General features: G+C 68.2%; 15 protein-coding genes. 9 read left to right on the top strand and 6 right to left on the bottom strand.

Annotation, left to right across the window (positions count from 1 at the left end):
* From pyrC to ruvX, 4 genes are read right to left on the bottom strand one after another with little or no spacing between them, the layout of a single operon-like run.
* Positions 1–1287 carry a dihydroorotase gene (pyrC, locus tag PSV23_RS05835; RefSeq protein WP_300466828.1) on the bottom strand — a complete coding sequence of 429 codons (1287 nt, stop codon included), beginning with the start codon at positions 1285–1287 and terminating at the stop codon, positions 1–3.
* On the bottom strand, positions 1284–2267 hold the full coding sequence (locus tag PSV23_RS05830) for an aspartate carbamoyltransferase catalytic subunit (protein WP_300466826.1): 984 nt from the start codon (positions 2265–2267) through the stop codon (positions 1284–1286). Before PSV23_RS05830 ends, pyrC begins: the two co-directional genes overlap by 4 nt.
* A gap of 50 nt (positions 2268–2317) precedes the next feature.
* Positions 2318–3238 carry an AEC family transporter gene (locus tag PSV23_RS05825; RefSeq protein WP_300466824.1) on the bottom strand — a complete coding sequence of 307 codons (921 nt, stop codon included), beginning with the start codon at positions 3236–3238 and terminating at the stop codon, positions 2318–2320.
* Positions 3235–3711, bottom strand: a complete 477-nt coding sequence (gene ruvX, locus PSV23_RS05820; protein ID WP_300466822.1) for a Holliday junction resolvase RuvX — start codon at positions 3709–3711, stop codon at positions 3235–3237. The genes PSV23_RS05825 and ruvX overlap by 4 nt, the downstream gene beginning before the upstream one ends.
* 72 nt (positions 3712–3783) lie before the next feature.
* On the opposite strand from ruvX, the gene PSV23_RS05815 reads away from it, so the two are divergent.
* The 6 genes from PSV23_RS05815 (at position 3784) to gatB (ending at position 8821) form a co-directional block, all read left to right on the top strand.
* Positions 3784–4341, top strand: a complete 558-nt coding sequence (locus PSV23_RS05815) for a hypothetical protein (protein WP_300466820.1) — start codon at positions 3784–3786, stop codon at positions 4339–4341.
* Complete coding sequence (locus tag PSV23_RS05810) at positions 4338–4952, top strand: methyltransferase (protein ID WP_300466818.1); 615 nt, start codon at positions 4338–4340, stop codon at positions 4950–4952. Before PSV23_RS05815 ends, PSV23_RS05810 begins: the two co-directional genes overlap by 4 nt.
* A 56-nt stretch (positions 4953–5008) precedes the next feature.
* Positions 5009–5296: an Asp-tRNA(Asn)/Glu-tRNA(Gln) amidotransferase subunit GatC gene (gene gatC / locus PSV23_RS05805; protein WP_300466816.1), complete on the top strand. Its 288-nt coding sequence runs from the start codon at positions 5009–5011 to the stop codon at positions 5294–5296.
* A gap of 1 nt (position 5297) precedes the next feature.
* Positions 5298–6776, top strand: coding sequence for an Asp-tRNA(Asn)/Glu-tRNA(Gln) amidotransferase subunit GatA (gatA, locus tag PSV23_RS05800; protein ID WP_300466814.1), 1479 nt, complete (start codon positions 5298–5300; stop codon positions 6774–6776).
* Positions 6777–6851: 75 nt separating this feature from the next.
* The gene (locus tag PSV23_RS05795) at positions 6852–7319 is read left to right on the top strand and encodes a DUF559 domain-containing protein (RefSeq protein WP_366524220.1); all 468 of its coding nucleotides are present in this window, start codon (positions 6852–6854) and stop codon (positions 7317–7319) included.
* Entirely contained in the window at positions 7316–8821 is a 1506-nt protein-coding gene (gene gatB, locus PSV23_RS05790; protein ID WP_300466812.1) for an Asp-tRNA(Asn)/Glu-tRNA(Gln) amidotransferase subunit GatB, read from the top strand. Before PSV23_RS05795 ends, gatB begins: the two co-directional genes overlap by 4 nt.
* Positions 8822–8861: 40 nt before the next feature.
* On the opposite strand, the gene PSV23_RS05785 is transcribed toward gatB, so the two are convergent.
* Positions 8862–9512, bottom strand: coding sequence for a TetR/AcrR family transcriptional regulator (locus PSV23_RS05785; RefSeq protein ID WP_300466810.1), 651 nt, complete (start codon positions 9510–9512; stop codon positions 8862–8864).
* A gap of 172 nt (positions 9513–9684) precedes the next feature.
* Between PSV23_RS05785 and PSV23_RS05780 the strand changes: the two genes are divergently transcribed.
* Together PSV23_RS05780 and PSV23_RS05775 are read left to right on the top strand one after the other, a co-directional pair.
* Complete coding sequence (locus PSV23_RS05780) at positions 9685–10533, top strand: alpha/beta hydrolase (RefSeq protein WP_300466808.1); 849 nt, start codon at positions 9685–9687, stop codon at positions 10531–10533.
* A gap of 2 nt (positions 10534–10535) precedes the next feature.
* Positions 10536–10829, top strand: coding sequence for a hypothetical protein (locus PSV23_RS05775; RefSeq protein WP_300466806.1), 294 nt, complete (start codon positions 10536–10538; stop codon positions 10827–10829).
* Here the strand turns inward: PSV23_RS05775 and PSV23_RS05770 are convergent.
* On the bottom strand, positions 10818–11501 hold the full coding sequence (locus tag PSV23_RS05770; protein WP_300466804.1) for a DnaA/Hda family protein: 684 nt from the start codon (positions 11499–11501) through the stop codon (positions 10818–10820). The genes PSV23_RS05775 and PSV23_RS05770 overlap by 12 nt on opposite strands.
* Before the next feature lie 470 nt (positions 11502–11971).
* Here PSV23_RS05770 and aspS point away from each other — a divergent pair, with 470 nt between their 5' ends.
* Positions 11972–13753 (top strand): aspartate--tRNA ligase, encoded by a 1782-nt coding sequence (gene aspS, locus PSV23_RS05765; protein WP_300466802.1) that lies wholly within the window; start codon positions 11972–11974, stop codon positions 13751–13753.
* The last annotated feature ends 40 nt before the right edge of the window (positions 13754–13793 follow it).

Here is a 13793-nt window from a genome sequence, read left to right as displayed (position 1 = left end):
TTAGCGTGCGTCGTGGACGATGCGGCCGCCGACGACCGTAAGCAACACCCGGCCTTGCAGACGGCGTCCGTCGAAGGGGGAGTTCTTGGATTTCGATTTCAGCGCGTTCGCGTCGACCACGATCGGCGCGCCGGGGTCGAACAGGGTCAGGTCCGCGGGTGCGCCGGCCGCCAGAACGCCCGCCTCCAGACCCAGCAGGGTCGCCGGCCCATGCGTCAGCGGCCGCAGGACGTCGAGCAGGTCTAGCCCGTCCTCATGGTGCAGCGACAGGGCGGCCGCCAGCAGGGTCTCCAGCCCGACCGCGCCCGGCGTCGCCTCTGCGAACGGCCGGCGCTTGTCCTCGGCGGGGGCGGGGGCGTGGGCGCTGGTGATGGCGTCGATCAGGCCCTCGCGCACCGCCTCGATCAGCGCCCGCCGGTCGCTCTCCGGGCGCAGCGGCGGGTCCAGCCGGTAGAAGGTGCGATAGTCGCCGATGTCGATCTCGTTGAAGCACAGGTGGTTGATCGACACCGAGGCGGCGACCTCCAGCCCCTTCGCCCGGGCCCGCGCCAGCGTCTCGAGCGCGCCCTCGGTCGAGATCTGGTCGACCAGGAAGCGCGCGCCCGTCTGTTCGACCAGGCCCAGGTCGCGCTCCAGCTGGATGCGTTCGGCGATGGCCGGCGCCGAGGCCAGGCCCAGCCGCGTCGCCAGCTCGCCCGAGGTCGCCACCGCGCCTTCGCTCAGCCATGGCTCGGCCGGACGGCAGGAGATCAGGGCGTTGAAGGCGGCGGCGTAGCTCATCACCCGCTGCAGGGTGCGGGTGTTGGCGATGACGTGATCGACGTCCGTGAAATACAGGGCGCCGGCCTCGTCCATCAGGCCGATCTCGGCCATGCGGACGCCGTCGCGCGCCTTGGTCGCCGCCCCGGCCACGCGGACGTTGACGAGGCCCAGCGCCGCGCCGCGCCGCTGGATGAATTCTATCATCGCCGGATCGTCCAGCGCCGGATCCGTATCGGGCTGAATGACGATGGTGGTCACGCCTCCCGCCGCCGCCGACAGGCTGGCCGACTTCAGTGTCTCCCGGGGTTCGGCCCCCGGTTCGCCGGTCTTGACCCGGATATCGATCAGACCGGGCGACAGGCACAGGCCGCCAGCGTCGATCACAGTCATACCCTCGGGCGCGACCGCGCCGGTCCCGTGGATGACCTCGGTGATGCGGCCGTCCTCGACCAGGACCGAGCCGGCGCCGTCATAGTCTGTCGCGGGGTCCAGCAGCCGCGCATTGACGAGGGCGAACGAAGTCATGCCGCCGCTCCGTCCAGCCGCGCTGACAGGGCCGCCAGCACCGCCATGCGCGCCGCCACGCCCATCTCGACCTGATCCTGGATCAGCGACACCGTCAGGTCGTCGGCCACATCGGAGTCGATCTCCACGCCCCGGTTCATCGGCCCGGGATGCATCACCTTCGCCCCCGGATTGGCCCAGGCCAGCTTCTCGCGGTCCAGACCCCAGAAACGGAAATACTCGCGGGTGGACGGCACCAGCGCCCCCTCCATCCGCTCAAGCTGCAGGCGCAGCATCATCACCACGTCGCAGCCCTTCAGGCCCTCGCGCATGTCGTGGAAGACCTCGCAGCCCCAGCGGTCGGCGTCGCCGGGCACCAGGGTCGGCGGCCCGATCAGCCGCACCCGCGCGCCCATCATCGACAGCATCGACACATTCGATCGCGCCACCCGGCTGTGGGCGATGTCGCCGCAGATGGCGACCGTCAGCCCGCCGACGTCGCCAAAGGCCCGGCGCAGGCTCAGCAGGTCCAGCAGCGCCTGGGTCGGATGCTCATGCCGCCCGTCGCCCGCGTTGACCACCGCGCAGCCCACCTTCTGCGCCAGCAGCGCGGCTGCGCCCGAGGCGCCGTGGCGCACTACCAGCACGTCCGGCTTCATGGCGTTGAGCGTCGTCGCCGTGTCGATCAGGGTCTCGCCCTTGGCCACGGATGAGGTGCGCGGCGACAGCGCCGTCACGTCGGCCCCCAACCGTTTGGCGGCGATCTCGAACGAGGCGCTGGTGCGGGTCGAGTTCTCGAAGAACAGGTTCATGACCGTGCGCCCGCGCATCAGGTCCAGCGACTTGGAGGATTGCCGGTTGAAATCGACGAAGGCGTCGGCCAGATCCAGCAGCGGCGGGGTGGTGGCGGCGTTGAGATCGCCCGCCGACAGGAAATGGCTGCGCGGGAACGGCGCCAGCCGCTCGAGAATCAGATCGGTGAGTGCGGCGGGCTGGCTCATCGAGGCCCGGCTATAGGGCCGAGTCAGCCGGAACGGAAGACGCCGCGTGCTCAGATATATCCGAACACCATCAGCAGGATCGGGATGGTGAAGGCGCTGACCACGGTCGTCAGGGCCACCACCCCGGCCATCAGGGGCGCGTCGCCGCCCATTTGCCGCGCCATGACATAGGAGGCCGCCGCCCCCGGCGACGCCCCGGCCAGCAGCGCCAGCCCCTGCGCCATCCGGTCTCCACCCAACACCCCGGTCAGCCAGTACATGGCCAGCGGCAGGACGATCAGCTTGACCGCCGTCACCGCCAGCATCAGCACGGGGCGCGACGCGGCGTAACGGAAACTCAATCCGGCCCCGGCGGTGATCAGCCCCAGGGCGATGGCGCCGGGTCCCATCAGGTCCAACGTCGCCATCAGCAGCTCGGGTTTCGGAACACCTGTCAGATTGAGCGCCGCTCCGATCCCGCAGGCCCAGATGATCGGGTTCCTGGCCAGTGACGACAGCGCCAGCGGCCATCCACCGCCCTGGCCCGCGCCCCAGCGCGCCAGCACCAGCACGCAAACCACGTTCAACGTCGGGGCCAGCACCCCGAACGCCACCGCCGCGACGCCCAGTCCCGTCGGCCCGAACATAGCCCCCGCTACCGGCAGGAAGACGAAACCGTTCCAGCGGATGACGCCCTGAAACACGCTGGTGAAGGCCGGATCATTGATCCGCATCAACGGCTTGGCCAGCACCGTCAGCAGGGCGACGGTCAGGGCGACGCCGACCGTGGCCATCGCCACGGGCCCCGCCGCGCCGCCGGCGAAGTCGGCGCGCCAGACAGCCGGGATCAGAAAGGTCGGATAGAAGACGAAATAGGTCAGGCGCTCGACCGCCCGCCAGCCGTCATCGGCCAGGAAGTCGCGCTTCTTCAGCCCCCAGCCGAGGGCGATCATGGCGAAGACGGGAACGATCCCGGTAAGCAGGCCGCTCATCGCGCGGCCTGATCCCTCAACCGGTCCAGCGCGCCCTGCAGGATCCAGGCGGCGGCGGTGCGGTCGACCACATCGGCGCGGCGCTTGCGGCTCAGGTCCAGTTCCCCGATCAGGAACCGCTCGACCGCGCTGGTCGACAGCCGCTCATCCTGGAAGGCGCAGGGCACGGCGCGGATGCGCTGCAGATTGCGGGCGAAGGCCCGGCACGACTGCGCCCGCGGCCCCTCGGTCCCGTCCATGTTCAGCGGCAGGCCGATGACCAGCCCGGACGCCTTGCGACCGTCCATCAGCTTCAGCACCGCATGGGCGTCGTCGGTGAATTTCGTCTTGCGGATCAGCGACAGCGGGCTGGCGATCATGCGGGTCGCGTCCGAGGCGGCCACGCCGATCGTCTTCTCGCCGAGGTCCAGCCCCAGCCACGGCGTGCCGGGCGGGGTCGAGGCGGCGAGGTCTTCGAGCGTTAGAACTGTCACGGCTTGGCGGTAGGACTGGCGAGCCGTCCTGTCAAAGTGCAAGGTCGGCTATCGTTGATGGGGGAACATCTGATGAAGCCAGTCACCTTCCTCGTCGCCCTGGCGACGCTCACCGCCTGCGACACCCAGGTCGAGAGCCGTAAGGCCGAGGTGCCCGCCGCCGAACGCGGCCCCGAGACCGCGCCGGCCGCCACGCCCCTGACCGCCTCCGGGCCCGCCGCCACGCCCCTGACCGCCTCCGGGCCCGCCGCCACGCTGCAGCCCGAAACCGCGCCCGACCTCCAGCAGACCGCCTCCGTGGTCAGCCTCGACGAGCTGAAACTCCAGGGCGCCCTGACCGCCAAGCTGTTCGGCACGGCCGGCGGCGATCCGGCCATGAACGGCCTCTACACCCACCTGGCCTTCTTCCAGAGCCCGGCCGAAGGCTGGCGCGTCTTCCGCCTGGGCGATTTCCTCGAATACCGCGTCCTGTCGGAAGCCCCGGGCCGTGTCGATCTTGAGATCAGGGAAAGCGTCATGGACCCGGCCACGACCACCATTGGAAGCCGGACCCGCCGCGTCATCGTCGGCTGGGCGGCGGTGGCCGACGGCTCGGCCCCGGCCACAGTGACCGTCACACCCGCCCGGTGATCGCGACCGACGAACTGGCCCGCAACCGGGCGACGGTCGCCGGCTATGACGCCTGCGCCGAAAGCTATGCGGTCGAGACCGACCACGCGCCGACTCCCGCGCATGTCGAGGCCCTCGAACGCCTGGTCGCGGCAGTCGGCCCCGGCGGCCGGGTGCTGGAGGTCGCATCGGGACCCGGCTGGGACGCTGATCGGTTGGAGGCCATGGGATTGCAGGTCAGGCGGACCGACCTGTCAGAGGGCTTTATCGGGTTCCAGAGCGAACGCGGGCGGGTCGTCGACCGGCTGGACCTGATCACCGGCGATCTGGGCGGCCCATGGGACGGCCTGGTGGCCCTCTATGTCGTTCAGCACATCGGCCGCGAGCTGGTCGACGCCGTGATCGGCCGGATGGCGAAAGCGCTCCGGCCGGGCGGAACGCTTCTGATGTCCTTCCAGGAAGGCGAGGGCGAGCACGCGACGGTCGCGTCCGAAGGGACCTATCAGGTCGTGCGCTGGCGCGAGGCCGACATGACCGATTGTCTGGCGCGACACGGCCTCGCCGTGGACTGGCGATCGCTCTTCCAGGGCCGGGAGGCCGACTGGATCACGGTAATCGCGCGCCGTTCTTGAGATTCGGGACCCGGCCCGCTATTCCCGCCCCTTCCGTTTCGTTGCTGGAGGGCCGCATGGCCATCGACGCCGCGACCGTGCGCCGCGTGGCGCACCTCGCCCGTATCAAGACCCCTGAAGACCGGCTGGAGCCGCTCGCCCAGGAACTGAACGGAATCCTCGCCTGGATCGAGCAGCTGAACGAGGTCGACGTCGCCGGCGTCGAGCCCATGACCTCGAACGTGGCCCAGCCCATGCGCCTGCGCGACGACGTCGTCACCGACGGGAACAAGGTCGCCGACGTGCTCGGCAACGCCCCGCGCTCCGCCGACGGCTTCTTCGTCGTGCCCAAGGTGGTCGAATAGAATGTCCGACCTCACCAAACTCACTCTCAAGGCCGCTCTCGACGGCCTCAAGGCCCGCGACTTCTCCTCCGAGGAGATCACGAAAGCCTTCGTCGCCAATATCGACGCCGCCAATCCGCGCCTCAACGCCTTCATCGTCCAGACCACGGACAAGGCCCTCGCCATGGCCCGCGCCTCCGACGCCCGGCTGGCCAAGGGGCAGGGCGGCGCCCTTGAAGGCGCGCCGCTGGGGATCAAGGACCTGTTCTGCACCGACGGCGTCCAGACCACCGCCGGCTCCAACATGCTGCGCGGCTTCGTCCCGCCCTATGAGTCGACCGTCACCGCCAACCTGTGGCGCGACGGTGCGGTCATGCTGGGCAAGCTCAACATGGACGAGTTCGCGATGGGCTCGTCGAACGAGACCAGCGCCTTCGGTCCGGTCGTGAACCCATGGAAATCAACGGCTTCCAACGCCGACCTGACCCCGGGCGGTAGCTCTGGCGGCTCGGCCTCGGCCGTCGCCGGCGACCTCTGCCTGGCCGCCACCGCCTCCGACACCGGCGGCTCGATCCGCCAGCCCGCCGCCTTTACCGGCACGGTCGGGATCAAGCCCACCTACGGCCGCGCCAGCCGCTTCGGCATGGTCGCCTTCGCCAGTTCGCTGGACCAGGCCGGTCCGATCACCAAAACGGTCGAGGACGCCGCCATCCTGCTGCGCTCCATGTGCTCGTTCGACGTCAAGGACTCGACCAGCCTCGATGTCGAGACGCCTGACTGGACCCAGTCCCTGAACAAGGGTGTCAAGGGCCTGCGCATCGGCGTGCCGAAGGAATACGTCGTCGACGGCATGCCCGCCGAGATCCAGGCCCTGTGGGACCAGGGCGTGGCCTGGCTCAAGGCCGGCGGCGCTGAGATCGTCGAGATCAGCCTGCCGCATACGAAATACGCCCTGCCGGCCTATTACATCATCGCCCCGGCCGAGGCCTCGTCCAACCTGGCCCGCTACGACGGCATGCGCTTCGGCCACCGCGCCGAGGGGACGACGTCCCTGACCGACCTCTACGAGACCAGCCGCGCCGAGGGCTTCGGCAAGGAGGTCCAGCGCCGCCTGACCATCGGAGCCTATGTCCTGTCGGCCGGATTCTACGACGCCTACTACGTCCGGGCCCTCAAGGTCCGCCGCCGCATCGCCATGGATTTCGACGCCGTCTGGGACAAGGTCGACGCCATCCTGACGCCGTCCACCCCGTCGGCGGCCTTTGCGATCGGCGACAGGCAGATCGATCCGCTGCAGATGTATCTGAACGACATCTTCACCGTCACCGCCAACCTCGCCGGCCTGCCGGGCATCTCGGTGCCCGCCGGCCTCGACAAGGGCGGCCTGCCGCTCGGCCTCCAGGTCATCGGCAAGGCGCTGGACGAGGCGACCGTCTTCCAGGTCGCCAGCGCCCTGGAAGACGCGGCGGGGTTTGTGGCCAAGCCGGAGAAGTGGTGGTGAAGTTCTGAAACCCTCTCCCTGAGGGAGAGGGAGGGGCCCGCGCCGAAGGCGTGGGAGGGTGTGGGGTTACGCTGCATGACGCCCGAGACTCAAACCGCCCGCGCCCGCGACCTGCGCAAGCGTCAGACCCGCGCGGAGGCCATTCTATGGCAATACCTGCGCGCCTCCCGGCTCGACGGCCTCCGCTTCCGCCGCCAGCACCCAATCGATCGCTACTTCGCCGACTTCGCTTGCGAGTCCTTGAAGCTGGTCATCGAACTGGACGGCAGGATTCACGACGAGGACGATCAGCAACTCTACGACTATCACCGCCAGCAGGAGATTGAGATTCTGGGCTGGTCCGTCCTGCGTTTCACCAACGATCAGGTACTGGGCTCCCTGCCAACCGTCCTCGCCGCCATTCGCGGCCATGCGAAGCTGGCCGGCGCCGTAACCCCACACCCTCCCGTCGACGATGTCGACGGGCCCCTCCCTCTCCCGATGGGAGAGGGGATTCAAAAGCGCTTCATTCCGAAGCCGCGCCGTCCTAGATACCGACCATGACTGACACCACCGCCACCTCCTCCAAACTCATCCAGGGCCGCACCGGCCCCTGGGAAATCGTCATGGGGCTGGAGATCCACGCCCAGGTGGCGTCGAAGGCCAAGCTGTTCTCGGGCGCCGCCGTCGGCTTCGGCGCCGGTCCGAACGAGCAGGTCTCGCTGGTCGACGCCGGCTTTCCCGGCATGCTGCCGACGCTGAACAAATACTGCGTCGAACAGGCCGTGCGCACCGGCCTGGGCCTCAATGCGCGGATCAACAAACGCAGCCAGTTCGACCGCAAGAACTATTTCTACCCCGACCTGCCGACCGGCTATCAGATCAGCCAGCTCTACTTCCCGATCGTCGGCGAGGGCGTCGTCGAGGTCGAGGCCGAGGACGGCTCCTTCTTCAATGTCGGCATCGAGCGCCTGCATCTGGAACAGGACGCGGGCAAGCTGATCCACGACCTGTCGCCGACCGAGTCCTATGTCGACCTGAACCGCGCCGGCACGGCCCTGATGGAGATCGTCTCCCGCCCGGACATCCGCTCGCCGGAAGAGGCGGTCGCCTACGTCAAGAAGATCCGCACCATCCTGATCTATCTCGGCACCTGCGACGGCGACATGGAGAAGGGCAATCTGCGCGCCGACGTCAACGTCTCGGTCTGCCGCGAGGGCCAGTACGCGAAGTACAAGGCGACCGGCGACTTCAGCCATCTGGGCACGCGCTGCGAGATCAAGAACGTCAACTCGTTCCGCTTCATCTCCCAGGCCATCAACTACGAGGCCCGGCGCCAGATCGAGATCCTCGAGGACGGCGGCAAGATCGACCAGGAGACCCGCCTCTACGACCCGACGGCCGGCGAGACCCGTTCGATGCGGTCCAAGGAAGAGGCGATGGACTATCGCTACTTCCCCGACCCCGACCTGCTGCCGCTCGAGCTGGAGCAGGCCTGGATCGACGACATCAAGGCCTCGCTGCCGGAGTTGCCCGACGAGAAGCGCCGCCGCCTGATGGCCGACTACGGCCTGTCGCAATACGACGCCGTGGTCCTGATCTCGGAAAGGGCCAAGGCCGACTATTTCGAAGCCGCCGCCAAGGGCAGGGATGCAAAGCTGGTGTCCAACTGGGTCACCAACGAGGTCTCCGCCCGCCTGACCGCCGAGGGCAAGGATTTCTCGGAGAACACCCTCCCGGCCGCCCATGTCGCCCAGCTGGTCGAGCTGATCGAAACCGGCGTCATCTCGTCGAAGATCGCCAAGGAAGTCTTCGACCACGTCTGGAACGGCGAAGGCTCGCCCGCCGATGTGGTCGAGAAGCGCGGCCTGAAACAGGTCACCGACACCGGCGCGATCGAGAAAGCCATCGACGACATCATCGCCGCCAATCCCGACAAGGCCGCCGCCGTCGCCGAAAAGCCCCAGGCCCTCGGCTGGTTTGTCGGTCAGGTCATGAAGGCCACCGGCGGCAAGGCCAACCCGGCCGCGGTGAATGACATCCTGAAGGCGAAGCTGGGGCTGTAAGGCCGCGATCGTCCCTCCCCATAAGGGGGAGGGAGACGCCCTACCGTCGCCCGTATGCCGCCAGGAACACCCGCACGCCTTCTTCGGCCTGACGCCGCAGTTCGGCGGGCTTGGGTATGCCCCGGTCGCCCAGCAGCATGGCGGCGTTCAGCGCCGCGGACATGACCAGCCAGTTGAATTGCGTGGCCGCCACGACCGGATCGTCGACGGTCAGCAGACCGCGTTTGGCCAGTCGCTCGATCATCGCGGCCAGCAGGCCCACCGCTCGCTTGGGTCCATGATCGTGCAGCGCTTTGGCCAGGTCCGGAAAACGTCCGACCTCGGCGATGACGAGACGTCGCAGCTGCATCAGGCGGGGCGTCAGCACGACGGACAACTGCCTGTAGGCGTAGGCTCGCAGATAGTCCGTCAGGTCTTCGTCCGGCCCGAGGTCTTCGATCTGGTTGTGAACCGTGTCGCCGGCCGCGTTCGTCATGCTGGTGACGATCGCAAGGAACAGCGCTTCCTTGCTTCCGAAATGCTTGTAGATCGTCTGTTTGGACACCGCCGACAGGGTGGCGATCTCGTCCATGCTGGCGCCCGGATAGCCGTCCCGCAGGAACACCTCCGTCGCGGCTTCCAGAATGGCCGCGTGCTTGCGCGCCGAGCGCGGGCCATCCGGAGTTTCGGTGGTAGGGTTCGTCGTCGCCATTATCGCCATGGATCTGCTGAAGCACCTTCGCCGGCGGCCGGTCAACCTGCCCGAGCCGCTCCGGATTGACGGATAGTACTGGACAGTCTAGTTCTTTGCAAACCTTTCAGGGAAGGCCCCAGGCCGCCCGCCCGCGCCGCACCCCCCAGTCCCGTCTCCAGGACCCGCAGTCATGGCCCCACCAACCCTGTCCTCAACCCTGAAAGTTCCCGGCGCGACGCTCTACTACGAGGTCAGGGGGCAGGGTCCGCTGCTGCTGATCATCCCGGGCGGTCCCCAGGACGCCGGGGTGTTCGCCGGCGTCGCCGATCGTCTGGCTGATCGCTATACGGTGGTCGCGTGGGATCCCCGAGGCAACTCGCGCAGCCCGTTCGACGGACCGGCGGAAGAGCTGCAACTCGACGTTCAAGGCGACGACGCCGCCCGCCTGATCGAGGTGTTGGGCCACGGCCCGGCCCTTGTGTTCGGAACCAGCGGCGGCGCCCAGATCGGCCTCAACCTCGCGGCCCGCCATCCGGCCCGCGTCCGCGCCCTGGTGACGCATGAACCGCCCGCGATCATGATGCTGGACGATCCGTCCGATGCGCTGGCGGCGGATCAGGATATCCACGACACCTGGCGCCGGGACGGCGTCGATGCGGCGATGACGAAATTCTTCTCGATGCACGCCCTCGAAGACGGGTCAGGCGATGAACAGGGGCCGCCGGACTTCGGCGACATGCCGCCCGAGGCGGCGGAAACCTTCGCGCGGGTCAGCGGGAATTTCGAATACTGGCTGGCCCACGGCATGATGCCGCTGTCGCTTTACCGCCCGGACGTCGCCGCCCTGACCTCGGGCGCGCCCCGCATCGTCATCGGTCTGGGCGAGCAATCCCGGGGGCAGATGATCCACGACGTGGGCGAGGCTCTCGCCCGGAAACTGGGCGTCGCGCCGGTGACTTTCCCCGGCGACCACATGGGCTACGAATATGAGCCCGAGGCCTTCGTTGCTACCCTGCATCAAACGTTCAAGGGGCACTGATCATGGCGCGTGAAATGATCGACGCGAAGAACGTCCTCCATCCGGGCAAGACCTACCGGATGGAGGCCGACAAATTCCGCAAGGCGTGCGCCGGCCTCCTGAGCGTCCTGCCCCGGACCGCGCCGGGCATGACCCAGTCCGAAATGCTGGCCGGTCTCAGGACGGCCGTGTCGGACGCGGACTTTCCCGGTTCGACCCATGGCTGGTGGGGCAAGGCGGCCCAGCTTCATCTTGAGGCGGAGGGACAGATCATGCGTGAAACCGGCAAACCGGTGCGCTGGCGGCTAGCCGAATAGGTCGTCGGTCTCGTCCACGCCCTCCAGCGCTTCCCGCGCCAGGGCGCGCGTCACCGGCTTGTGCAGGGCGTCCAGCGTTTCGACCACGGCCGCCGCGGCGGCCGCTGACCGGTCGATACGTCGCAGCAGATAGGGGATGACGTCCTTCTGCGGCCGGATGCCGCGTTCGGCGAACCGGGTTTCCAGCATGGCCGCCAGCACGGCGTCGTCGGGCGCTTCCATCGGCACGCTGATGACGGCGTCCAGCCGCGAACGCAGGTCGGGCAGGGCGACGCTCCAGCTGGAGGGGGCCGGGCGCGCCACCAGCAGCAGGGCCCCGCCCGGCGCCTGGGCCAGGTTGATCAGGTGAAACAGGGTCTCGTCGTCGATGTCCTGGGCCCGGTCCAGCAGGATGGGCCGCCCCTCGATCTCCAGCGGATCGATCAGGGCCGCCTCGGCCCCGTGCAGGGCCACCGCCCCGACCCGCTCGGCCCAGATCTGCGCCAGCCGGCTCTTGCCGCATCCGGCGGGCCCCGAGATGGCCATGGCCCCGCCGATCAGGTTCGGCCAGTCCTCCAGGGCCTCGACCGCCGCGCGGTTGCAGTCCGACACCACGAAGCCCTCGACCCCTTCGGGCAGGTCGCGTTGCAACGGCAGTCGCATCTGGTCGGCGGGCGAGGGGCGGGTGGTCATCCCGTTCATCATAGCAGACACCGGCCCAGGTTCCTCAAGGCTGCGTGGACAAGGTCATCCGGCTGTGGACACGCTCGATGCGGGACTCCCGGCCTCCACCGCCCGCCCTTTCGGGGACGGAAAAGCGGGACTCCCGACCCCCGCCGCCATGTTCCGGACGTCCGGGCGTCGGCAAGCCGCACCGGGGCCCGGACCCTCGCGCGGCCCGCGGTCGCAGCTCCCAACGCCCCGCGTCCGCGCCACCCCGAGGCCTCCGTCCGTTTCTGACGCAGCGCCGTGCCTTGATTGCGTTGGAAGGGACGACGGGAGGGCGAATGTCTCGAGAGTGGCGGAATTTGCATTTTTCAGCCGGGCCGGACTCCGGCAGGGCTTTCGGGGCCCCGCGAACCTTGACTTTCCGGGGCGATGATGCGCCCTTCCGGCCTCCCGAATTGCGCCGTTTGCGGCCCGTAATCCAAGACGATTTGACCATGCACGCCTACCGCTCCCACACCTGCGGCGCCCTGCGTTTGACCGACGCCGGCTCCAATGTCCGCCTGTCCGGCTGGGTGCATCGCAAGCGCGACCACGGCGGCCTGCTGTTCATCGACCTGCGCGATCACTATGGCCTGACCCAGCTGGTGCTGCACCCCGAGACGCCGGGCTTCGAGGCCGTCGAGCGCCTGCGCGCCGAAAGCGTCATCCGCGTCGACGGCGAGGTCGTGGCTCGCGAAGGCTCGGTGGTGAACCCCAACCTGCCCACCGGCGAGATCGAACTGCGCGTCACCGGCGTCGAGGTCCTGTCCGAGGCCGCGGAACTGCCGCTGCCGGTCTTCGGCGAGCCCGAATACCCCGAGGACATCCGCCTCAAGCACCGCTACCTCGATCTGCGTCGCGAGACCCTGCACAAGAACATCGTCCTGCGCTCGCGCGTCATCTCCTCGATCCGCCAGCGCATGGTCGAACAGGGCTTCCTCGAATACCAGACCCCGATCCTGACCGCCTCGTCGCCCGAGGGCGCGCGCGACTTCCTGGTGCCTTCGCGCCTGCACCCGGGCAAATTCTACGCCCTGCCGCAGGCCCCGCAGCAGTTCAAACAGCTGCTCATGGTCTCGGGCTTCGACCGCTATTTCCAGATCGCCCCCTGTTTCCGCGACGAGGACCTGCGCGCCGACCGTTCGCTGGAATTCTACCAGCTCGACGTCGAGATGAGCTTCGTCACCCAGGAAGACGTCTTCGCCGCCATCGAGCCCGTCATGCACGGCGTGTTCGAGGAGTTCGCCGACGGCAAGACGGTCGATCCCTATCCGTTCGTCCGCATCCCCTACCGCGAGAGCATCGCCCTGTTCGGCACCGACAAGCCGGACCTGCGCAACCCGATCGAGATGTCCGACGTCAGCGATCATTTCCGCGACGGCGGCTTCGGCCTGTTCAACAAGATCCTCGCCGCCGATGCGAAGAACGCCGTCTGGGCCATTCCCGCCCCGACCGGCGGCTCGCGCGCCTTCTGCGACCGGATGAACTCCTGGGCCCAGGGCGAGGGCCAGCCCGGCCTTGGCTACATCTTCTGGTCCGAGGACCAGGGCGCATGGGGCGGCCCGATCGCCAAGAACCTCGGCGCCGAGGCGACCGACGCCCTGATGAAGTCGCTGGCCATGGGCAAGGGCGACGCCGCCTTCTTCGCCGCCGGCGACCCCGCCGTCTTCTACAAATTCGCCGGTAATGCGCGGACGAAACTGGGCCAGGACCTCAACCTGATCTCGGACGACGAGTTCAAATTCTGCTGGATCGTCGACTTCCCCATGTTCGAGTGGAGCGAGGAGGAGAAGAAGGTCGACTTCTCGCACAACCCCTTCTCGATGCCGCAGGGCGAGATGGAGGCCCTGACCACCAAGGATCCGCTCGACATCCTCGCCTACCAGTATGACATCGTCTGCAACGGCTATGAGCTGTGCTCGGGCGCGATCCGGAACCACAAGGCCGAGATCATGCTCAAGGCCTTCGAGATCGCCGGCTATGACGCCTCGGTGGTCGAGGACCAGTTCGGCGGCATGCTGAACGCCTTCCGCTACGGCGCGCCGCCGCACGGCGGTCTGGCCCCCGGCATCGATCGCATCGTCATGCTGCTGGCCAACCAGGTCGCCATCCGCGAGGTCATCGCCTTCCCGCTGAACCAGCAGGGCCAGGACCTGCTGATGAGCGCGCCCTCGGACGCCGCCGAGCGTCAGTACAAGGAGCTGCACATCCGTGCGGCCCTGCCGCTCAAGACCTGAGTCAGTGGCCCGAGACCCGGACAGGAAAAAGGCCGCTGTC

Source organism: Brevundimonas sp. (assembly GCF_029946145.1).
Lineage (GTDB): Bacteria > Pseudomonadota > Alphaproteobacteria > Caulobacterales > Caulobacteraceae > Brevundimonas.
Note: the sequence above shows the minus strand (reverse complement) of the source record. Positions and strands in the feature narration are given on the sequence as shown.

Bases quoted from the DNA above. Each gene is read 5' to 3' on its own strand.
- PSV23_RS05815 (WP_300466820.1), top strand. From the start codon at position 3,784: ATGAAGCCAGTCACCTTCCTCGTCGCCCTGGCGACGCTCACCGCCTGC.
- PSV23_RS05780 (WP_300466808.1), top strand. From the start codon at position 9,685: ATGGCCCCACCAACCCTGTCCTCAACCCTGAAAGTTCCCGGCGCGACG.
- PSV23_RS05785 (WP_300466810.1), bottom strand. From the start codon at position 9,512: ATGGCGACGACGAACCCTACCACCGAAACTCCGGATGGCCCGCGCTCG.
- gatA (WP_300466814.1), top strand. From the start codon at position 5,298: ATGTCCGACCTCACCAAACTCACTCTCAAGGCCGCTCTCGACGGCCTC.
- aspS (WP_300466802.1), top strand. From the start codon at position 11,972: ATGCACGCCTACCGCTCCCACACCTGCGGCGCCCTGCGTTTGACCGAC.
- PSV23_RS05770 (WP_300466804.1), bottom strand. From the start codon at position 11,501: ATGACCACCCGCCCCTCGCCCGCCGACCAGATGCGACTGCCGTTGCAA.
- PSV23_RS05775 (WP_300466806.1), top strand. From the start codon at position 10,536: ATGGCGCGTGAAATGATCGACGCGAAGAACGTCCTCCATCCGGGCAAG.
- PSV23_RS05795 (WP_366524220.1), top strand. From the start codon at position 6,852: ATGACGCCCGAGACTCAAACCGCCCGCGCCCGCGACCTGCGCAAGCGT.
- gatB (WP_300466812.1), top strand. From the start codon at position 7,316: ATGACTGACACCACCGCCACCTCCTCCAAACTCATCCAGGGCCGCACC.
- PSV23_RS05825 (WP_300466824.1), bottom strand. From the start codon at position 3,238: ATGAGCGGCCTGCTTACCGGGATCGTTCCCGTCTTCGCCATGATCGCC.
- pyrC (WP_300466828.1), bottom strand. From the start codon at position 1,287: ATGACTTCGTTCGCCCTCGTCAATGCGCGGCTGCTGGACCCCGCGACA.
- PSV23_RS05830 (WP_300466826.1), bottom strand. From the start codon at position 2,267: ATGAGCCAGCCCGCCGCACTCACCGATCTGATTCTCGAGCGGCTGGCG.
- gatC (WP_300466816.1), top strand. From the start codon at position 5,009: ATGGCCATCGACGCCGCGACCGTGCGCCGCGTGGCGCACCTCGCCCGT.